Below are 19,171 nucleotides of genomic sequence, written 5' to 3'. Positions count from 1 at the left end.
GCCGGCGCTGAGACGAGCATTGCCGCGACCACAATCCTGAAAAACACAGCTTCCTCCGGGGTGCCAAATGGCAAATACGATCAATCTCACTGATCGAGATATCGACTATATCGCACGCGTCGTCGACACGGAAGTTCCCCGTTCCATCCAACGCCGCGACCCTGTGGTCTACCGCGATATGGTGCGCGCGGTGGTCGATACGGTGACCAATCGTCTAGCGACGGAGGGCTATCCCAAGTCGGTAACAGGCGTTCTCAACCAGCGCCGCCAGTTCTCGAAGATCACCGGGCCGTCGAACCTCGATCCCTACGGGTCGGTGCAGAACACGCCGAAAGCCTCCCAGGCCGTACAGGATTTAGTTCGACAGCACGTTGAGAACCGGACGGCTGGAGCACTGTCCACCATTGGCGGGGCGGTAAATTACGCAAACCCTAACGTTAGCGACAAGTCTAACCTCACCGGTTGGATCAATCCAATGATCGAAGCTGGCGCCAAGCGGCTCGGGCTTGGTCAAAATGTCCATTACCACGGCAACGCGCCCGGAGCGATGCCGGCAGACGAGTATAGCGTGGCGCTGAACGGTGTTGACAACACCGGCCCCCTGAGCCGGGTTCCGACGCCCACCTTTGCCGATCGGGCAGGGACGGGCATCAACCAGGCAGACAGCGCGACCGGCATTATGTCGGCGGTCAACCCAGCATCGACGATGGGCGTCGAGCGCGGCCTTCTCTCCGATCTTCCCAGCATCACTCCGACAGAGGCATACGGCCAGCTCGCCAGCACCATGGGCGAAACGCCATCGCTCAACCTCTCTGGAGCCGGCGTGCAATCCCCCGCATCGGATCGTATGGCCGGCGGCATGGTTGCCAGCGGCTTGGACGGCCTCCGCTCTGGCCTCCTGTCATCCGGCAGCATGCCCAGCCAGGAAGCGAAGCTCGCAGAGATGCAAGCGAGTGCGAACCTCCAGAATGAAATCAACCAAGCACGCGGTCGCGTGAGCCAGGACCGCACGTTCCAAGCCTATCAGCCCGAGCAGACGGTCAACGATGCGGTGGGCGCTATCGAGGCCGTTTCTCCGACGACACAGAGCCAGACGCCCAGCCTCGCAGACGCCTACGCCCAAATGGGGCAGTCGATGGAGATGGGCGGCATTCTTGGCGCCTCCGGCCTTAAGGTCCGCGATCCGAACGACATTCTCGGCGTCGGCAGGCTTGCACAAAACCCGCTCACCAGCCCGGTTGACAGCCTCCCGGCCTACGAGCCCGAGACGGTCCAGACAGCCGCCATCGAGGGACCGGTAACGACTGGCGTGCAGACGCCAGAAGCGACCGTCGAGCAGGATACCGCTGTTTCCACGACACCCGACGCCACACAGGCGCAGCCCTCCAAGGTTGGCCAGTTCGCCCGGAATGCTGGCGTCTCAATGCTCGGCGGCATTGCCGGCTCGGCACTCGGCGGCCCTATCGGCGGCATTCTCGGCTCTGCACTGGCGAAGGAAGCCTTCGGCGCCCCCGGCCAGAACGGCCTTCTCGACGGGGTCAAGGGCCTGCTTGGCGGAGGACCGGGCGGCCAAGGGGCATGGGCCGGCGTCGGAACGCTCAACGACCTCGGGCAGGGCTCGCAGGCCGCATACGGCGCATGGGGCGGTCCACAGGGCACCACGGGCACGGCAACGGACGGCTCCCGGATTACCAACCTCGGCAACGGCATCGTCTCCCGCATCGACAAGTTCGGGCGCGAGACGCTGTTCAAGGACGGCGACACCTGGGGCGGTGGTGGCGGCTGGGACGGAGGCCTCTTCGGAGGTCTCTTCGGCGGGAATTCCATGGGCGACGGCAGCCGCTCTCAAGCAGATCGCGCACGCGACAGCGTAGGACTTTACTGATGAGCAAAGACAGCATCCTCGACTACAGCACCACGGCATCCGAAAATCAGGATATCGGCGGGACGTCCATCCTCGGAACCGCGAAGCCGTCCAACCTCGACGACGCTATGCGGACGGAAATGGCCCATATTGCCAAGGGGCTCGTGACCCGCCGGGCGGCCAAGGATACCGCCTATACCGCCGTAAAGGCCGATCACAACCAGTTGATTGAGTTCTCGGAAGAGGCAACGCTGACCACATCCTCGGCCGCAACGCTGACGGACGGCTGGCAGTGCAAGGTTTACGCCCAGGGCGGCGCAGTGACGATCAACCCGAACGGGTCGGAGACGGTCAACGGGGAGGAGTTCATTGCCCTTACGGTCGGATCCAGCGGCATCCTTTCCGTCAACAATGGCAATTTCCGGTTCGAATATTTTGGAGGAGAGGACAAGGCCCGCTTCAAAGCCAATAAGAACGGCACGAACCAAACGCTGACGGACGCCGCTACCATCGTGACGTTCGGCACTGAGGTCTATGATGTTGGCAGTATGTACGATACCGCAACCTCCCGGTTTACCCCGCCGAGCGGAAGAGCTTTCCGCATCTATGCCCAGCTTGCGGTTTCGATCACCTCGGGCCAGCGCAGTGTCGAATGCCGCCTCCTCAAAAACGGCACGTCTATCGCGATCGGATACGACAACGCCGAAAGCACCATGGTGGCAAACCCGAAGGTAACAGACGTCGTGGTCGGCAATGGCACGGATTACTACGAAATCCAGATCAACAACCTAACGTCGGGCGGCGCGTACCCCATCCGGGGCGCCATCACTGACACGTATTTTATGGCTGAAGAGCTTTGACGCACCCCACCGTCGCTTGCCACGTTGCGACGGCACCTAGCCGCTAGCCGGCGCTTTTATTTCCCACAAGGACAACACCATGAACCGCAGCGCATTCTATGCGTCGGCGCGCGCTCGCACGTCCGGCATTTTCGGCACGTCTCTTTCCCAGCCCCAGGTGGAAGGCGTCGAAGCAATCCTTGACGAGGGCGAAAAGCGCGGGACGTCGCTCTTCCATCTCGCCGCGATCCTGTCGGAGGCCTATCACGAGACGGGCGGCAGAATGCAGCCGATCAGCGAGAATCTGAACTATTCCGCCAAGCGGATGACGCAGGTATGGCCGAGCCGGTTTCCGACAATTGCCGCCGCACAGCCGTATGCGAACAACCCGAAGGCACTCGCGAATAAGGTCTATGGCGGCCGCCTCGGCAACAAGTTCCAGGATGACGGCTGGCGGTTCCGCGGGCGCGGCCTAGCGCAGATCACCGGCCGCGAGAACTACGAGAAGTTCGGAATTGCCGATAATCCAGAAGCCGCCGGCGAGATGGCAACCGCAGTGCGTATCCTGTTCGACGGGATGACGAAGGGCATGTTCACCGGCAAGAAGTTGGCTGACTACGACTATCTGGTCACCCGCAGCCCTGACGCTCCAGGCTTCAAATACTATAGCTCGCGCGCCATCATCAACGGCGACACAGCATCGAACGGCGCCGATATCGCCGTCTATGCCAAGGCCTTCGAGCGCGCGCTGGTCGCGGCTGGTTATTCGGCGAAGAAGGCCGATTTGGGCATCACCCCGAAACCCTCAGAACCCAGTGTGTTGCAGCCGAAAACACCCGATTTGGGCACCACCCCTCCGGCGCCTTCCGGCAACTGGCTAGCTGCCCTCATCTCCATCATCGCGAAGCTCTTCAAAGGAAAGTAGCCATGTCGGCCATCATTGCCCGTATCGCCCTGCGCTATGCTGCCGGTGCCCTCGTCGCTGCCGGATACATGGACGCCGACCTCGGCTCCCAGATAGGCGCGGACCCGGACCTCCTCATCCTCGTAGGCGGTGCGCTCGGCGTCAGTGTTGAGCTGGCCTATGCCCTCGCAAAAAAATGCGGATGGGGCACATGATCCCGCTCATAACCGGCCTCAAGCTGGCGGCTGGCGCGATCCTCGGCGGCGTGGTGGTCTACGCCTATGTGCAGGCCTTCACGCTGCCAGCGGAGCGTAAGGACGCCCGCGACCGCCTCATCGCCGAACAGGCCGTTCAATCCCAGAAGGAAGAGCTGGAAAGGAAAGGCGATGACGCCAAGCTTCAGCGCATGTCTGATTTTGACCTTTGCATCGCTTACCTTGGCCGGGTGCCAGAGTGCGACAGTCTCAGGGTGCAGCCCGTTTGTGAAGGCGAACCTGTCGCCGGCCGGGACGGTTGCCCTGCTCCAGGCTGATCGATCGGGCGCCGAACGCGTTATTTCGAATGACCGGGCAGGGGCTCGGAAGGGGTGCTGGGATTGAGCGGGGATGAGACCATGGGAATTTCGCGCGCTCCTAAGCTTGAGTGGAACCTCAACACATTAATCCAGATTGGGACCATCGTTACGATGGCTCTCGGCCTAGCCGGAATTTGGTTCGATAAGGGCAGGGATATCAAGGACCTTCAGGAATGGAAGGTGGGCCACGAGTCGCTCCACAAGGAAGCGAAGGCCGATCGGGAGGCGACGATTGCCCGCTTCGACGAGCGGATCAAGAGCTTGGAGGAGACCAAGATCAAGCGAGACAGCCAGATCGAGGCGCTTCAGAACAAGACCGTCGCGCTCGACCAGTCGCTCTTGTCGACGAACAGCATTCTTCGCGATCTATCGAACAAGCTGAACGACGTCGTCACCGACTCGCGGGTGTCGAAGGAAATCCTCCAGAGACTGGAGCAGCGGAGCCGGGCACGCTAGCGGGGCACCGGCCTAGCCACCGGCGTGCACCTCTCGGCACTCTTCGCGCTCACCACGCTGTGTCCCGGCCTTCCGCACTGGCTGCACCGGAACGTTCTCCCGATAGCCTCACCATCCGACGGTAGCTTGGTCATGTCGATCTCGACGACGCGCTCGCACGGATCACAGTGGACGTGATAGCGCAGCCCCATGGCTATCATGCCGGCCCATGTGCCGTTGTCCATCACCACCATCCCATCCACATACCGAAATAGACTATAGCCCCAAGAGGCAGGCCGATGAAGATGGCTTGATGGCCGAGGCGGTTCATGGCGAAACTCTCGCGTCAGGTTCAATGAACCTGTGGGGAACTACGTAAAAAGGGCCTCGGTTTCCCGAAAGCCCTTTAAATACATGAACTTGGATGGTGGGCGTGACAGGGATTGAACCTGTGACCCCTACGATGTCAACGTAGTGCTCTCCCGCTGAGCTACACGCCCATCCGATGCGGCGGATAGACCACAAAACCTTGGGCGCCGTCAATAGCTTTTTGAAGCTTTTTTTACGGCCCGATTTTGTGGTGTTTTCCGGGTCTTAGGCGGCCAGCATCTTGTTGACCTCGTCGACGAGATCGCGCAAATGGAAAGGTTTCGAGAGGACCTTGGCATCCTTCGGGGCCTTGGAATCCGGGTTCAGCGCCACGGCGGCAAAGCCGGTGATGAACATCACTTTCAGGTCCGGATCGAGTTCGGTCGCGCGGCGCGCCAGCTCGATGCCGTCCATCTCCGGCATCACGATGTCGGTGAGGAGCAGCGAGAAGGGTTCTTCGCGAAGCCGGTCATAGGCGCTGGCGCCGTTGTCGTAGGACAACACCTGGTAGCCCGCCTTTTCGAGCGCCTTCACGAGGAACCGGCGCATATCGTTGTCGTCTTCTGCGAGGAGAATCTTGGGTGTCATGGAATTCGGGAACCGTTGCTAAGGTTGTCGGCCCGCGGACGGGCGGTTCTGTTACAAGAGCGTATTCCGGTAAATATCCGGTGAATGGGGCAGGGCAAGCCCCTAATCCCTCGTTTCTCAGTATGGACACGGGCGGAGGCCGCTGGCAACATGGGCGACGGTATGACTTTCAGGCATGGTAAAGGACGGCAATGGCGGAGGCCCTGAGCGAAAACAGCCACTTCGAAGTGCTGGAGCCGGTTTCGCAGAGCGTGCCCCTCGTCTTCAATTCCCCCCATAGCGGCCGGCGTTATCCACAGAGCTTCCTCGCGCAGTCGCGCCTCGACGCGCTCGGCATCCGCCGTTCGGAAGACCATTATGTCGACGAGCTCTTCTCGGTCGCCCCGGCGCTTGGCGCGCCGATGCTGGTGGCGCATTTCCCGCGGGCCTGGCTCGACGTCAACCGCGAGCCCTACGAGCTCGACCCGCGCATGTTCGAGGGGTCGCTGCCGTCCTATGCCAATATCAGCTCCATTCGCGTCGCCGGCGGTCTCGGCACCGTGCCGCGCGTCGTGGCGGAGAACATGGAGATCTATCGCCAACGCTTTCCGGTGGCAGACGCGCTGGAGCGGGTGGAGACGGTCTACAAGCCCTATCACGCGTGCCTGCGCCGTCTCGTCGTGCGCACCCATGTGACCTTCGGCTTTTCGGTGCTCATCGATTGCCATTCCATGCCGGGCAATATCCGGGTTTCGGGCACCAGCGTGCGGCCGGATTTCATCATCGGCGACCGCTACGGCACCAGCGCCTCCGGGGAGCTTTCGCGCACCGCCATGCGGCTCTTGGAGGACATGGGTTTTTCCGTCGTGCGCAACAAGCCCTATGCGGGCGGCTTCATCACGGAGCACTACGGCCGGCCCGCCAAGGGGCTGCATGCGCTGCAGATCGAGGTGAACCGCGGCCTTTACGTCGACGAGACGACGCTCGCCAAGAAGCCGGATTTCGCGGTGTTGCAGACGGCTATTTCCGCCTTCCTCCAGGATTTTTCCGACCATGTCGAGGAATATGCCGCAGACCGGGCGCTGGCAGCCGAATAAGCCGCATTCCTCTCAAAAAAAACCGCGCTTTGGGCGCGGTTAAGTCTAGGGAGGAAACACCCAAGGAGGGTATTTACAGTCACGAATGACTGTAAGGAAACAATAATGTTGCGCTGCACAAATGTCAAGCGCAACTGCGGGACAAATTTGAAGTCCGCTAAGCAATTTTCCTGCGCGGGGCTGCGGACATGTTCTGCGTCAATCCGGTTCCGTTTTGCCGCGCGATAGCGTAAGGGAAGGGCAGTCCGCAGTCCCCCTCCGAGAGATCCCCCATGTTGCCTGATCGCGCCTTTTTCGACCGCCTTGCCGATGCTGCGGCCAAGGAGACCCTGCCGCGCTTTCGCGTCGGCGCCGATGTCGTCAACAAGGAGGCCGCCGGCTTCGATCCGGTGACGGAAGGCGACCGCGCCGCCGAGACGGCGATCCGCGCGATGATCGAGGCGCATTTTCCCGAGCATGGCATCCTGGGCGAGGAGCATGGCTCGGTCGGGCTCGACCGGGAATATGTCTGGGTCATCGACCCGATCGACGGCACGCGCGCCTTCATTTCCGGCGTGCCCGTCTGGGGCACGCTGATCGGCCTCTATCGCAATGGCGAGGCCGTGATGGGCCTCATCGACCAGCCGTTCACCGGCGAGCGCTATTTCGCGGATGGCAAGATCTCGCACTATGCAGGCCCGGACGGCAGCAAGGTGCTTTCGACGCGTCCGTGCGAAAAGCTGTCGGATGCGATCCTGTTCACCACCTCGCCGCATCTCTTCACGGACACCCGCAAGACGCGGTTCGAGGCGGTGCAGGACAAGGTGCGGCTCTTCCGCTATGGCGTCGATTGTTACGCCTATGCGCTGCTCGCGGCCGGCCATGTCGACCTCGTCGTCGAATGCGGTCTGAAGCCCTATGACGTCGGCGGGCTCATCTCGGTCATCGAGCAGGCGGGCGGCATCATCACGGCGTGGGATGGCGGGCCAGCGGAAATGGGCGGCGAGATCATCGCGGCCGGCAGCCGCAAGGTCTATGACGAGGCGATGGCGCTTCTCAAGGCTTAATTGAGCTTCACGCGCCGAGGCTGGTGTCTTCGGCGTCGCTGCCCGGAATGAAGGCCTCGATCGCCGCCAGCGCCTGCGCGCGAAAACGGTCGGCCTCCTGGAACAGCTCGTGTTTGGCGCCGTCGATCTCGATGAGGCGGGCGGCACGGAAGATGCGCGCGAGATCGCCGATCGCCCGGCGCGGCACCAGCGCATCGGCCGTCGGGCAAAGCAGCAGGGTGGGGATGCGGATGTGCGTCAGGTGATCCTGATGCGTCACACGGGCCATCGTGCGCAGCGTCTCGTTCAGCCAGCGCGCGCTCGGCCAGCTGATGGAAAGCTCCGGATGTTCGGTGAAGATGGCGGCGTTGCGGATGAAGCGGCGCTCGTCGGAGGTCACGACATTGCGTGGGAAATCGTGTCCGGGATCGCCCTTGCGGAAAGTATGCTTGCCAAGCCCGAAAAGCGAGGCGAGGCGGGCGATGACGGTGATCTTGCTCTGGCTCATCGACTGGCCGGCGAGCGCGATGAAGGGCGCGGCGAGCACCATACGCTCGATGCGGTTTTCCAGATAAGGCGCCTGCGAAAGCGCGACCAGAGCCCCGGTCGAGTGCGCCACGATGAAGAAGGGCAGGCGGGCGTCCGGCAGCACGATCTTTTCAAGGAAGAGCGAGAGGTCGGCCTCGTAATCGGCGAAGCGGCCAATATGGCCAGCGCGGTTGCCCCTGATCAGCCGGTCGGAACCCGCCTGGCCGCGCCAGTCGAAGGTGGCGACCCAGAGGCCGCGGGCGTTGAGATCGTTGATCGTCTCGAAATATTTCTCGATGCATTCGCTGCGGCCCTGCAGCAGCACGACCGTGCCCTTGGCCTCGCGCTCCTTCGAGCGGAACACGGCATAGCGGATCTTCACGCCGCCGCGGCCTTCCAGAAAACCCGCAAAATGGTTCTCCGGAACGGGATTGTCGGCGGTGGCGTGCAGGATGGAATCCATGGCGCGGGGCGGGTCTCGGCGGGAATTGCTCCCTGGATGGATAGGCGCTGGGTTTCGTGCCGTCAAAGAAAAAAGCCGGATGCATGGGGCAACGGGGGTAGCCCTCATGCAGTCCGGCGCAATTTGACCAGGGAGGAAGGGACGTTGCACCCCGGTCTCAGAAGTTTTCGCTTCCGATGCTGCCGTTCTAGCAAGGTGAAGCTGAACGGTTTCCGAAGCGGGCGTTCATCCGCCGTTCATCTCGAAAATTTCTTCGGCGGGTAATTTTCGGCCGTCCAGCCCCCCTTGAACCGCCGGAAAAGCGTTCCCATCTCATCGTCACGGGCGCCGAAAGGGTCCGTCGAGGCTTCCGTCGCCAAAGAGGGTCGGACGCCGGATGAACCGGGCTGCACCTTCCAGAAATCGGGTGCCGCCTTTTATCGATCGCAACCGTTGCTCTGAAGGAGGACACCATGCGTCACGTCGATTTCTCCCCCCTCTATCGTTCCACCGTCGGCTTCGACCGTCTCTTCACCATGCTCGATAGCCTCGGCCAGCCCGAGCAGGCCCAGACCTATCCGCCCTACAACATCGAACGCACCGGCGAAAACACCTACCGCATCACCATGGCGGTTGCCGGTTTCGACGAAAGCGAACTGTCGATCGAGGCGCGCGAACATGCGCTGACGGTCAAGGGCGAGAAGAAGGACGAAACGGCCGAGGAAAGCCAGTATCTCTACCGCGGCATTGCCAAGCGCGCCTTCGAGCGCCGCTTCCAGCTCGCCGATCATGTGGAAGTGCGCGCCGCTTCGCTGAAGAACGGCCTTCTCCACATCGATCTTCTGCGCGACATTCCGGAAGCCGCCAAGCCGCGCCGTATCGAGATTTCGGCCGTCAACCGCGAAGCCAAGCAGATCGAAGCGCAGACCAACTGATCTGTCGCTTCGTTCGGGAATGAAGAAGGGCGGTGCCGCAAGGCACCGCCTTTTTTGTTGTCGGTTTTCTTGGTGTGCAAGGCGATCCCCCACCCACGACGTCATCCTCGGGCTCGACCTGAGGATCCACCGGCGTGTTCGGAGGGTGGATGGTCGGGTCAAGCCCGACCATGACGGAGGAGGGGGTGCGGACTTTTTTGTGTCCCAGGGGCTGCCGGGAGTCTCAGAGCGCCGAGAGGAAAGTGTCAACGTCCGATTCGGTCGTGGCGAAGCTGGTGACGAGGCGGATCAGGGTTTCGTCCTCGCGCATGCTCGCCTTCAGCTCCGGGCCGGCCGGCCAGTCGTAGAAGACGGCGCCCTTGTCCTTCAGCGCCTTCGTCGCATCGTTGCGGATGATGGCGAAGAGTTCGTTCGAGCCGGTCGGCCAGGCGAGGCGGGCCTTTTCGGAAGTGCTGAAACCAGCCGCGAGGCGGGCGGCCATGCCGTTCGAATGGCGGGCGAGTTCCAGCCACAGGCCATCGCGGAAATAGGCGTCGAACTGCGCGGCGATAAAGCGGGATTTCGAGAAGAGCTGGGCGGAGCGCTTGCGCAGGAAATGCATCTGCTGCGCCTTGGCCGGATCGAAGAGCACAAGCGCCTCGGCGCACCAGCAGCCGTTCTTCGTGCCGCCGAAGGAGAGCAGGTCGACGCCACGCTTCCAGGTCATTTCCGCCGGCTTCGTGCCGAGATGGGCGAGCGCATTGGCAAAACGGGCGCCATCCATATGCAGCGGCAGGCCGGCGTTCTTTGTGACCTCCGAAAGCGCGGCGATTTCGTCCAGCGTATAGGCGGTGCCGGCTTCCGTCGCCTGGGTGATGGTAACGGCCATCGGCTGGCCGCCATGCACGAAATCGGGCGGGAAACGCGAGATCGCCGCGGCAAGCGAATCGGCCTGCAACTTGCCGGCGGGGCCGTCGATCGGCACGAGCTTGGCGCCGGTCGCAAAGAATTCCGGGGCGTTGCATTCGTCGACGTTCACATGCGCTTCGCGGTGGCAGAAGACCTGGCCGCCCGGGCGGTTGAAGCTTGCGAGCGCCAGCGAATTCGCCGCCGTGCCGGTGCCGACGAAGAAGACGGCGACGTCGCGCTCGAAGATTTCGGAAAAGGTCTTTTCCACACGCTTGTCGAGGTCGCTCGTGCCATAGGCGGAGGCAAAGCCGCCGGCGGCGTCGACGAGGCTTTTTGCGATGTCGGGATGGGCGCCCGCCCAGTTGTCGGATGCGAAGAACATGCGGTTTCCAATGCGATTGAGGGCTTCGGGGGGACCATAATGGAGAAATGATGGCGATCAATCGCCGCCGCGCGGCACGAGAGCCGTTCCTGTGTAAAATGAAAGGAACGGAAACAATGTGCTACGATGTCGTAATTTAATTTCAAGCCCGCGACCGCGCAGGCAATTTTTCTTCATGAGGTGGTGATTATTTGGCATGATGGCCTTGCAGCGAAGGGTCGTTTCTGGCATAGAGCTTATGAAATAGGACAGTGTTGCTGTCCTATTTCGGTCAAGAGACCGATGAAGCGTCCCCCGCGACCGCGACGGGACGCCGAAGAGGCGCCGGGCATTGGAGACCCTCTCTGGATGCTGCCTGGCCGTCCGACGGTCCTGGATGATCATGCCTGGTCGGCCGTCGTCTTTTTACGGTCGGGTCAGGGTTATATAACAGACGCTCGCGTGGCCGGATTGCTGAAAGGCAAACGGTCGCTACGCGGGCGGAAACGAATGCCCGCACGGTGCCGGGCGCCACAGGAGGAAAGACGATGACGGACATGACGCCATCAAACGGGTTTCGGCAGAGCCACGCGCAGATCACTGCGACGGACGCCAAAACGCGTACCTCCAATACCGGCATGCCAAAACGACAGGGCCTCTACGATCCGCGCAACGAACACGATGCCTGCGGCGTCGGCTTCGTCGCGCACCTGAAGGGCCAGAAGTCGCACCAGATCGTGCAGGACGGGCTGTTCATGCTCGAAAACCTGACGCATCGCGGTGCTGTCGGCGCTGATCCGCTGATGGGCGACGGCGCGGGCATCCTCGTGCAGATTCCCGACCGCTTCTTCCGCGAGGAGATGGCCAAGCAGGGCATCACCCTGCCGAAGGCCGGCGAATACGCCGCCGGCCATATCTTCATGCCGCAGGACGAGACGCTCGTCGAGCATTTCAAGAAGGTCATCGCCGACGTCGTCGCCGAGGAGGGGCAGATCCTCATCGGCTTCCGCGATGTGCCGGTCGACAATTCCTCGCTCTCCAAGGCGCCGGAAATTGCCGCCACCGAGCCGCGGCATGTGCAGGTGTTCATCGGCGCCGGCCGCGATGCCGCGACGAACGGCGAGTTCGAGCGCCGCCTCTTCACCCTGCGCAAGGTGATCTCCAACCGTATCTATGACGAATACGAAGGCGAGGAGAGCAACTTCTATCCCGTCTCGCTCTCCTCGACGACGATCGTCTACAAGGGCATGTTCCTCGCCTACCAGGTGGGCGCCTATTATAAGGACTTGGCCGATCCGCGCTTCGAATCGGCCGTCGCCCTCGTGCACCAGCGCTTTTCCACCAACACCTTCCCGTCGTGGAAGCTCGCGCACCCCTACCGCATGGTCGCCCATAACGGCGAAATCAACACGCTGCGCGGCAACGTCAACTGGATGGCGGCCCGCCAGGCCTCCGTCTCCTCGCCGCTCTTCGGCGACGACATCACCAAGCTCTGGCCGATCTCCTACGAGGGGCAGTCGGACACAGCCTGTTTTGATAACGCGCTCGAATTCCTGATCCGCGGCGGCTACTCGCTCGCCCATGCCGTGATGATGCTGATCCCCGAAGCCTGGGCCGGCAACCAGCTGATGGGTGCCGAGCGCAAGGCATTCTACGAGTATCACGCCGCCCTGATGGAGCCGTGGGATGGTCCCGCTGCGGTTGCCTTCACCGACGGCCGCCAGATCGGCGCGACGCTTGACCGCAACGGCCTGCGTCCGGCCCGCTACCTCGTGACGGATGACGACCGCGTCATCCTCGCCTCCGAAGCCGGCACGCTGCCGGTCAAGGAAGAGAGCATCGTCAAGAAGTGGCGTCTCCAGCCGGGCAAAATGCTGCTGATCGACATGGAAGAGGGCCGCATCATCTCCGACGAGGAGGTGAAGTCCGCGCTCGCCGCCAAGCATCCTTACCGCGAATGGCTGGACAACACCCAGATCATCCTCGAAGACCTCGGCCCGGTGGAGCCGCGGGCGCTGCGCCGCGACGTGTCGCTGCGTGATCGCCAGCAGGCGTTCGGCTATACCCAGGAGGACACCCGCCTGCTGATGTCGCCGATGGCGACGACGGGGCAGGAGGCGATCGGTTCCATGGGCACCGACACGCCGATCTCGGCCATGTCGAGCAAGCGCAAGCTGCTCTACACCTATTTCAAGCAGAACTTTGCGCAGGTGACGAACCCGCCCATCGACCCGATCCGCGAGGAACTGGTCATGAGCCTCGTCTCCTTCATCGGCCCGCGTCCGAACATTCTCGACCACGGCGGTGCGGCGAAGGCCAAGCGCATGGAAGTGCGCCAGCCGATCCTCACCAATGGCGATCTCGAAAAGATCCGCTCGATCGGCCATGTCGAAGACCGTTTCGACACCAAGACGCTGGACTTCACCTATGACGTCTCCCGCGGTGCCGAAGGCCTGCCGGAAATCCTCGACAGGCTCTGCGAGCGCGCCGAGAAGGCCGTCAGCAGCGGCTACAACATCATCGTGCTCTCCGACCGCCAGATCGGGCCGGACCGCGTGGCGATCCCGGCGCTGCTGGCCACCGCCGCCGTGCACCACCACCTGATCCGCAAGGGGCTGCGCACCTCGGTCGGCCTCGTCGTCGAATCCGGCGAGCCGCGCGAAGTGCATCACTTCTGTCTTCTCGCCGGTTACGGCGCAGAAGCGATCAACCCGTACCTGGCCTTCGACACGCTCACCGACATGCACAAGCGCGGCGAGTTCCCGAAGGAAGTGGACGCCGAGGAAGTCGTCTACCGCTACATCAAGGCGATCGGGAAGGGCATCCTGAAGGTCATGTCCAAAATGGGCATCTCGACCTACCAGTCCTATTGCGGCGCGCAGATTTTCGACGCGATCGGCCTGTCGTCCGAGCTGGTCGACCAGTATTTCTTCGGCACGGCAACGACGATCGAGGGCATCGGCCTCGACCAGATCGCGGAGGAAACCTTCGCACGCCACAAATCGGCCTTCGGCCGTGATCCGCTGCTGGCCAACACGCTCGATATCGGCGGCGAATATGCCTACCGCATGCGCGGCGAGGAACACGCCTGGACGCCGGACGTCATCGCCTCGCTGCAACATGCGGTGCGCGGCAATGCGGCCGACCGCTACAAGGAATTCGCCGAGCTGGTGAATACCTCGTCGCTGCGCATGAACACGATCCGCGGCCTCTTCGCCATCAAGGGCGCGGAAGACGCCGGTCGCACGCCGATCTCCATCGACGAGGTCGAGCCGGCGGTCGATATCGTCAAGCGCTTCTCCACCGGCGCCATGTCCTTCGGCTCGATTTCCCGCGAGGCGCATACCACGCTCGCTGTCGCCATGAACCGGATCGGTGGCAAGTCGAACACCGGCGAGGGCGGCGAGGAGGCAGACCGCTACCTGCCGCTGCCGGATGGCTCGTCCAACCCCGAGCGTTCCGCGATCAAGCAGATCGCGTCGGGCCGCTTCGGTGTGACCACCGAATACCTGGTCAATGCGGACATGCTGCAGATCAAGGTCGCGCAGGGCGCCAAGCCCGGCGAGGGCGGCCAGTTGCCCGGCCACAAGGTGGATGCGACGGTCGCAAAGACCCGTCACTCCACCCCGGGCGTCGGCCTCATCTCGCCGCCGCCGCACCATGATATCTACTCGATCGAGGACCTGGCGCAGCTCATCTACGACCTGAAGAACGTCAACCCGGAAGCCGATATCTCGGTCAAGCTCGTCTCGGAAGTCGGCGTCGGCACGGTTGCCGCCGGTGTCGCCAAGGCGCGCGCCGACCATATCACCATCGCCGGCTTCGACGGCGGTACGGGCGCCTCGCCGCTCACCTCGCTGAAGCATGCGGGCTCGCCCTGGGAAATCGGCCTTGCCGAGACGCACCAGACGCTCGTGCTCAACAAGCTGCGCTCGCGCATCGCGCTCCAGGTCGATGGCGGCCTGAAGACCGGTCGTGACGTCGTCATCGGCGCGCTGCTGGGGGCCGACGAGTTCGGCTTTGCCACCGCGCCGCTGATTGCGGCCGGCTGCATCATGATGCGCAAGTGTCATCTCAACACCTGTCCCGTGGGTGTCGCGACGCAGGATCCGGTTCTTCGCAAGCGCTTCAAGGGCACGCCGGAGCACGTCATCAACTACTTCTTCTTCGTTGCCGAAGAGGTGCGTGAAATCCTGGCCTCGCTCGGCGTTCGCTCGCTGAACGAGATCATCGGCGCCTCGGAGCTGCTCGAAAAGGAGAAGATGATTTCGCACTGGAAGGCCAACGGTCTCGACTTCTCCCGCATCTTCCACAAGGTGGATGCGCCGAAGGAGGCAACCTACTGGACCGAGCGGCAGGATCACCCGATCCACGACATCCTCGACCGCAAGCTGATCGAGCAGGCGAAACCCGCGCTGGAATCGAAGACGCCGGCCGCCTTCGAGGTCGACATCAAGAACGTCGACCGTTCGGCGGGCGCGATGCTCTCCGGTGCCGTCGCCAAGCGCTACGGCTTCAAGGGCCTGAAGGACGACACGATCTCGGTCACGCTCAAGGGCACGGCCGGCCAGTCCTTCGCGGCGTTCCTGGCCCGCGGGATCACCTTCGACCTCGTCGGTGCGGGCAACGACTATGTCGGCAAGGGCCTGTCCGGCGGCCGCATCATCGTGCGCCCGCCGACCGGCAGCAAAGCGATCCCGCACGAGTCGATCATCGTCGGCAACACGGTTCTCTACGGCGCGATTGCCGGCGAGTGCTACTTCAACGGCGTGGCCGGCGAGCGTTTCGCCGTGCGCAACTCCGGTGCCATCGCCGTCGTCGAGGGCGTGGGCGACCATGGCTGCGAATATATGACGGGCGGCGTGGTCGTCGTCATCGGCCAGACGGGGCGCAACTTCGCGGCCGGCATGTCGGGCGGCGTCGCCTATGTGCTGGACGAGGAGGGCGATTTCGCCCGCCGCTGCAACATGGCGATGGTCGAGCTCCAGCCGGTGCCGGAAGAGGACGACATGCTGGAGAAACTGCACCATCACGGCGGCGACCTCATGCACAAGGGCATGGTGGACGTCTCCGGCGACATGACGCGCCACGACGAGGAGCGGCTCTACCAGCTCATCTCCAACCACCTGCATTATACCGGCTCGCCGCGTGCCAAGGAGATCCTCGACCAGTGGGCCGAGTTCCGTCCGAAGTTCCGCAAGGTCATGCCGGTCGAATATCGCCGTGCGCTGGAAGACATGGAACGCATGAAAATGGCGGAGGCGGCCGAGTAACCCGGCCGCCGAGACTGCGACCTTCCGGCGTTGCTGGAGGGTTTTTCACGCGCCCGGAAGGCGCTCGTTGAACACGCTTGAGATCAGGAAAATACGATGGGCAAGGTTACAGGTTTCATGGAGATCGATCGGCAGGTTGCAAAGTACCAGCCGGCCTCCGACCGCATCCGCCATTTTCGCGAATTCACCATTCCCATGTCGGACCCCGAGGTCCAAAAGCAGGCCGCGCGCTGCATGGACTGCGGCATTCCCTATTGCCACGGACCGACCGGCTGTCCGGTGCACAACCAGATCCCGGACTGGAACGACCTCGTCTATAACGGCAACTGGGAAGAGGCGATCCGCAACCTGCATTCGACCAACAACTTCCCGGAATTCACCGGCCGCGTCTGCCCCGCACCCTGCGAGGAAGCCTGCACGCTGAACCTGGAAGACGCGCCGGTCTCCATCAAGACCGTCGAGCAGGCGATTGCCGACAAGGCCTATGAAATGGGCTATATCGTGCCGCAGCCGGCGACGGTGAAGACCGGCAAGAAGGTCGCCGTCATCGGTTCCGGCCCCTCGGGCATGGCCGCTGCCCAGCAGCTCGCCCGCGCCGGCCACGAGGTCCACCTCTACGAGCGCGAATCCAAGGCCGGCGGCTTGCTGCGCTATGGCATTCCGGACTTCAAGATGGAGAAGAACTTCATCGACCGCCGCGTCGACCAGATGCGCGGCGAGGGCGTGACGTTCCATTACGGCGTCAATGTCGGCGTCGACAAGCCGATGGAAGAAATGCTCGCCGAGCATGATGCCGTGCTCTATTGCGGCGGCTCCGAAACGCCGCGCGATGCCGGCATTCCGGGCGTCGAGTTCACCGGTGTGCATGATGCGATGCCTTATCTCGTGCAGCAGAACCGCCGCGTTGGCCGCGAGAACATTGACAGCGTCGGCTGGCCGTCGGAGCCGATCCTTGCCGGTGGCAAGCACATCGTCGTGGTCGGCGGTGGTGATACGGCGTCCGACTGCGTCGGCACGGCCTTCCGCCAGGGCGCCGTCAAGGTCACCCAGCTCGACATCCGCCCGCAGCCGCCGGAAAAGGAAGACAAGCTCGCCGTCTGGCCCTTCTGGGCGACGAAGATGCGCACCTCCTCCTCGCAGGCCGAGGGCGCCGTGCGCGAGTTCCAGGTCGGCACGCTCGAATTCGTCGGCGACGAGGATGGTGTCCTGACCGGCGTGAAGTGCTGCCAGGTGGACGATCGCCGCACGCCGATCGCCGGGACGGAGTTCATCATCAAGGCCGACCTCGCCTTCATCGCCATCGGCTTCCGCGGTCCCTTCACGGACAGCGTCCTGAAGGATCTCGGCGAGAAGCTCGCGATCAACACCGACAAGCGCGGTTCGTCCAACGTGATTGCCAACGAGCGCGACTACAAGACCTCGGTCGACAAGCTCTGGACCGCCGGCGACGTGCGCCGCGGCCAGTCGCTCGTCGTCTGGGCCATCCGCGAAGGCCGCCAGGCGGCGCGTGCAATCGACGAATCGCTGATGGGCTCGACCACGCTGCCGCTCTGAGGTTTTTGGTAAGAATAAAAGGGCGCGCCGGGAAACCGGCGCGCCCTTTTCTTTTTGATGAAGTGCCCCTCATCCGCCTGCCGGCACCTTCTCCCCGCAAGCGGGGAGAAGGAGGATGTTGCCCGGTTTCGCCATGCCTGATTTAGGCACGGCCTTGCCACAAGCCCCTTCTCCCCGTTTGCGGGGAGAAGGTCGCGGCAGCGGGATGAGGGGCGATACCCGCCTCAGACGAAGAGGAAGTCCGATGCCGAGAGGTCGGCGAGCTTGGTGTCTTCGAGGCGCAACTCGCTCTGGCCGAAATCGAACATCACGTCCTTGCCGCCATCGGCGGTGCGGGCGATGTCGGTGAGGTCGGCGAAGCTCGATACGCCGAGGCTCTTCGCGATTTCGATCGTGTCGAAATCGGCGCGGAAGTCCTCGATCTCCGTCTTGCCCGTGGCGAAGACGAAGGTGTCGCGACCGGCGCCGCCTTCCAGTTCGTTGTTGCCGGCGCCGCCGTTCAGGCGATCGTTGCCGGAACCGCCTTCGAGGTCGTCATTGCCCGCACCACCCGAGAGGATGTCGTTTCCGGCGCCGCCCTCCAGGTCGTCATGGCCGTTGCCGCCATAGAGCCTGTCGTTGCCGGCATCGCCCGAAAGCTTGTCGTTGCCGCTGAAGCCGGAGATCTTGTCATTGCCGGCGCCGCCGGAGAGCTTGTCGGCCTTGCTGGTGCCGTTCAGCACGTCATCGCCCGACAGCGGGTCCTTTGGCTCGTCGGTGTTCACGGATTTGAAGGAGAAGTCGCTGGCCTTCAGGCTCGAAAGCTTGGTGTCGTCCAGCGTCAGCGTGTTGCCGTTGCCGAAGTCGAAGCGCACATCCTCGCCGCCGTCGACGGACTTGGCGAGCGCCTTCAGCTCGGTGAAGTTCTTCACGCCGAGCGCGCTGTCGATGACGATCGTGTCGTCACGGCTCGAAAAATCGTCGATCTCGTCGCGGCCGCTGGAAAAGACGAAGGTGTCGCGGCCGGCGCCGCCGGTCAGCTCGTCATTGCCGGTGCCGCCCTGCAGCCAGTCGTTGCCCGCGCCGCCTTCGAGGTCGTCGTTGCCGCCGTAGCCGAACAGCTTGTCGTTGCCGGCATAGCCGTAGATGTCGTCAGACGTCGACTGGCCCTTGAGCGTGTTGGCCTTGGAAGTGCCGGTGATCTTTACCATGGGAAATGTCCTTTTTTGATAGGGTCTTCAGGGGAGAGGTTGGGGGAGGATCAGTCTTCGCGTTCCAGGCGCAGGATCTCGCCGGTGTAGCTGTCGATCTTGGCTTCGCTGACGACGTTCTTGGCATCGACGATCTTTGCCTCGAAGTGGCCGTCGTCCATCTCGATCTCGCGGATCGTGTAGCCCTTGGCGGAAAGCTCGTTGGCCACCTGCTCCAGGGTCTTGCGGGGCGAAACCTTGGTGGTTTCCGCCTGTGCGGGCAGGGCGAGGGCGAGGAGGCCTGCGGCGAGAAGGCCGATCGTCATGGTGCGCATTGCGAAGTCCTT

The 19,171-nt window shown here is 63.0% G+C and carries 16 protein-coding genes and 1 tRNA gene; 11 read left to right on the top strand and 6 right to left on the bottom strand.

Features of this window, described 5'->3' with window-relative positions; translation table 11 throughout:
- Nucleotides 1-67 precede the first annotated feature (67 nt).
- From J2Y63_RS11960 to J2Y63_RS11935, 6 genes are all read left to right on the top strand, one after another.
- The gene (locus J2Y63_RS11960; RefSeq protein WP_435266235.1) at nt 68-1,885 is read left to right on the top strand and encodes a cell wall hydrolase; all 1,818 of its coding nucleotides are present in this window, start codon (nt 68-70) and stop codon (nt 1,883-1,885) included.
- On the top strand, nt 1,885-2,724 hold the full coding sequence (locus J2Y63_RS11955; RefSeq protein ID WP_435266234.1) for a hypothetical protein: 840 nt from the start codon (nt 1,885-1,887) through the stop codon (nt 2,722-2,724). Before J2Y63_RS11960 ends, J2Y63_RS11955 begins: the two co-directional genes overlap by 1 nt.
- A 79-nt stretch (nt 2,725-2,803) precedes the next feature.
- A complete protein-coding gene (locus J2Y63_RS11950; protein WP_435266233.1) occupies nt 2,804-3,628 on the top strand; it encodes a hypothetical protein in 825 nt (274 codons plus the stop codon).
- 2 nt (nt 3,629-3,630) lie between these two features.
- Nucleotides 3,631-3,822, top strand: coding sequence for a hypothetical protein (locus J2Y63_RS11945; RefSeq protein WP_435266232.1), 192 nt, complete (start codon nt 3,631-3,633; stop codon nt 3,820-3,822).
- On the top strand, nt 3,819-4,139 hold the full coding sequence (locus J2Y63_RS11940; RefSeq protein ID WP_435266231.1) for a hypothetical protein: 321 nt from the start codon (nt 3,819-3,821) through the stop codon (nt 4,137-4,139). Before J2Y63_RS11945 ends, J2Y63_RS11940 begins: the two co-directional genes overlap by 4 nt.
- Before the next feature lie 153 nt (nt 4,140-4,292).
- Nucleotides 4,293-4,637, top strand: coding sequence for a hypothetical protein (locus J2Y63_RS11935; RefSeq protein ID WP_435266230.1), 345 nt, complete (start codon nt 4,293-4,295; stop codon nt 4,635-4,637).
- Nucleotides 4,638-5,041: 404 nt separating this feature from the next.
- Here the strand turns inward: J2Y63_RS11935 and J2Y63_RS11930 are convergent.
- Together J2Y63_RS11930 and cpdR1 are read right to left on the bottom strand one after the other, a co-directional pair.
- Nucleotides 5,042-5,116 (bottom strand) — tRNA-Val (locus J2Y63_RS11930).
- A gap of 94 nt (nt 5,117-5,210) precedes the next feature.
- Nucleotides 5,211-5,573, bottom strand: a complete 363-nt coding sequence (gene cpdR1, locus J2Y63_RS11925) for a response regulator CpdR1 (RefSeq protein WP_069061148.1) — start codon at nt 5,571-5,573, stop codon at nt 5,211-5,213.
- 191 nt (nt 5,574-5,764) lie between these two features.
- On the opposite strand from cpdR1, the gene J2Y63_RS11920 reads away from it, so the two are divergent.
- Nucleotides 5,765-6,649: an N-formylglutamate amidohydrolase gene (locus J2Y63_RS11920; RefSeq protein WP_435266229.1), complete on the top strand. Its 885-nt coding sequence runs from the start codon at nt 5,765-5,767 to the stop codon at nt 6,647-6,649.
- A gap of 272 nt (nt 6,650-6,921) precedes the next feature.
- Nucleotides 6,922-7,695 (top strand): histidinol-phosphatase, encoded by a 774-nt coding sequence (hisN, locus tag J2Y63_RS11915; protein ID WP_435266228.1) that lies wholly within the window; start codon nt 6,922-6,924, stop codon nt 7,693-7,695.
- Nucleotides 7,696-7,702: 7 nt separating this feature from the next.
- On the opposite strand, the gene J2Y63_RS11910 is transcribed toward hisN, so the two are convergent.
- The gene (locus tag J2Y63_RS11910) at nt 7,703-8,665 is read right to left on the bottom strand and encodes an alpha/beta fold hydrolase (RefSeq protein ID WP_435266227.1); all 963 of its coding nucleotides are present in this window, start codon (nt 8,663-8,665) and stop codon (nt 7,703-7,705) included.
- A gap of 452 nt (nt 8,666-9,117) precedes the next feature.
- On the opposite strand from J2Y63_RS11910, the gene J2Y63_RS11905 reads away from it, so the two are divergent.
- Nucleotides 9,118-9,579, top strand: coding sequence for an Hsp20 family protein (locus J2Y63_RS11905; RefSeq protein WP_256120927.1), 462 nt, complete (start codon nt 9,118-9,120; stop codon nt 9,577-9,579).
- A gap of 223 nt (nt 9,580-9,802) precedes the next feature.
- Here the strand turns inward: J2Y63_RS11905 and J2Y63_RS11900 are convergent, their stop codons facing one another.
- Nucleotides 9,803-10,849: a threonine aldolase family protein gene (locus tag J2Y63_RS11900; protein ID WP_435266226.1), complete on the bottom strand. Its 1,047-nt coding sequence runs from the start codon at nt 10,847-10,849 to the stop codon at nt 9,803-9,805.
- A gap of 527 nt (nt 10,850-11,376) precedes the next feature.
- Between J2Y63_RS11900 and gltB the strand changes: the two genes are divergently transcribed.
- Nucleotides 11,377-16,101 carry a glutamate synthase large subunit gene (gltB, locus tag J2Y63_RS11895; protein ID WP_435266225.1) on the top strand — a complete coding sequence of 1,575 codons (4,725 nt, stop codon included), beginning with the start codon at nt 11,377-11,379 and terminating at the stop codon, nt 16,099-16,101.
- A 96-nt stretch (nt 16,102-16,197) separates the two neighbouring features.
- Nucleotides 16,198-17,655: a glutamate synthase subunit beta gene (locus tag J2Y63_RS11890; RefSeq protein WP_435266224.1), complete on the top strand. Its 1,458-nt coding sequence runs from the start codon at nt 16,198-16,200 to the stop codon at nt 17,653-17,655.
- A gap of 224 nt (nt 17,656-17,879) precedes the next feature.
- Here J2Y63_RS11890 and J2Y63_RS11885 read toward each other — a convergent pair whose 3' ends face one another.
- Together J2Y63_RS11885 and J2Y63_RS11880 are read right to left on the bottom strand one after the other, a co-directional pair.
- Nucleotides 17,880-18,845: a calcium-binding protein gene (locus J2Y63_RS11885; protein WP_435266223.1), complete on the bottom strand. Its 966-nt coding sequence runs from the start codon at nt 18,843-18,845 to the stop codon at nt 17,880-17,882.
- A gap of 50 nt (nt 18,846-18,895) precedes the next feature.
- A complete protein-coding gene (locus tag J2Y63_RS11880) occupies nt 18,896-19,159 on the bottom strand; it encodes a PepSY domain-containing protein (protein WP_435266222.1) in 264 nt (87 codons plus the stop codon).
- Nucleotides 19,160-19,171: the final 12 nt, after the last annotated feature.

Origin of the sequence: Shinella sp. BE166 (genome assembly GCF_051201095.1) — a bacterium.
GTDB classification, from domain to species: Bacteria; Pseudomonadota; Alphaproteobacteria; order Rhizobiales; family Rhizobiaceae; genus Shinella; species Shinella lacus.
Note: the sequence above shows the minus strand (reverse complement) of the source record. Positions and strands in the feature narration are given on the sequence as shown.

What these genes read in the sequence shown, in the direction of transcription:
- J2Y63_RS11955 (WP_435266234.1), top strand. Translation starts at nt 1,885, where the DNA reads ATGAGCAAAGACAGCATCCTCGACTACAGCACCACGGCATCCGAAAAT.
- gltB (WP_435266225.1), top strand. Translation starts at nt 11,377, where the DNA reads ATGACGGACATGACGCCATCAAACGGGTTTCGGCAGAGCCACGCGCAG.
- J2Y63_RS11910 (WP_435266227.1), bottom strand. Translation starts at nt 8,665, where the DNA reads ATGGATTCCATCCTGCACGCCACCGCCGACAATCCCGTTCCGGAGAAC.
- J2Y63_RS11960 (WP_435266235.1), top strand. Translation starts at nt 68, where the DNA reads ATGGCAAATACGATCAATCTCACTGATCGAGATATCGACTATATCGCA.
- J2Y63_RS11950 (WP_435266233.1), top strand. Translation starts at nt 2,804, where the DNA reads ATGAACCGCAGCGCATTCTATGCGTCGGCGCGCGCTCGCACGTCCGGC.
- J2Y63_RS11885 (WP_435266223.1), bottom strand. Translation starts at nt 18,845, where the DNA reads ATGGTAAAGATCACCGGCACTTCCAAGGCCAACACGCTCAAGGGCCAG.
- hisN (WP_435266228.1), top strand. Translation starts at nt 6,922, where the DNA reads ATGTTGCCTGATCGCGCCTTTTTCGACCGCCTTGCCGATGCTGCGGCC.
- J2Y63_RS11920 (WP_435266229.1), top strand. Translation starts at nt 5,765, where the DNA reads ATGGCGGAGGCCCTGAGCGAAAACAGCCACTTCGAAGTGCTGGAGCCG.
- J2Y63_RS11945 (WP_435266232.1), top strand. Translation starts at nt 3,631, where the DNA reads ATGTCGGCCATCATTGCCCGTATCGCCCTGCGCTATGCTGCCGGTGCC.
- J2Y63_RS11880 (WP_435266222.1), bottom strand. Translation starts at nt 19,159, where the DNA reads ATGCGCACCATGACGATCGGCCTTCTCGCCGCAGGCCTCCTCGCCCTC.
- J2Y63_RS11935 (WP_435266230.1), top strand. Translation starts at nt 4,293, where the DNA reads ATGGCTCTCGGCCTAGCCGGAATTTGGTTCGATAAGGGCAGGGATATC.
- J2Y63_RS11900 (WP_435266226.1), bottom strand. Translation starts at nt 10,849, where the DNA reads ATGTTCTTCGCATCCGACAACTGGGCGGGCGCCCATCCCGACATCGCA.
- J2Y63_RS11940 (WP_435266231.1), top strand. Translation starts at nt 3,819, where the DNA reads ATGATCCCGCTCATAACCGGCCTCAAGCTGGCGGCTGGCGCGATCCTC.
- J2Y63_RS11890 (WP_435266224.1), top strand. Translation starts at nt 16,198, where the DNA reads ATGGGCAAGGTTACAGGTTTCATGGAGATCGATCGGCAGGTTGCAAAG.
- J2Y63_RS11905 (WP_256120927.1), top strand. Translation starts at nt 9,118, where the DNA reads ATGCGTCACGTCGATTTCTCCCCCCTCTATCGTTCCACCGTCGGCTTC.
- cpdR1 (WP_069061148.1), bottom strand. Translation starts at nt 5,573, where the DNA reads ATGACACCCAAGATTCTCCTCGCAGAAGACGACAACGATATGCGCCGG.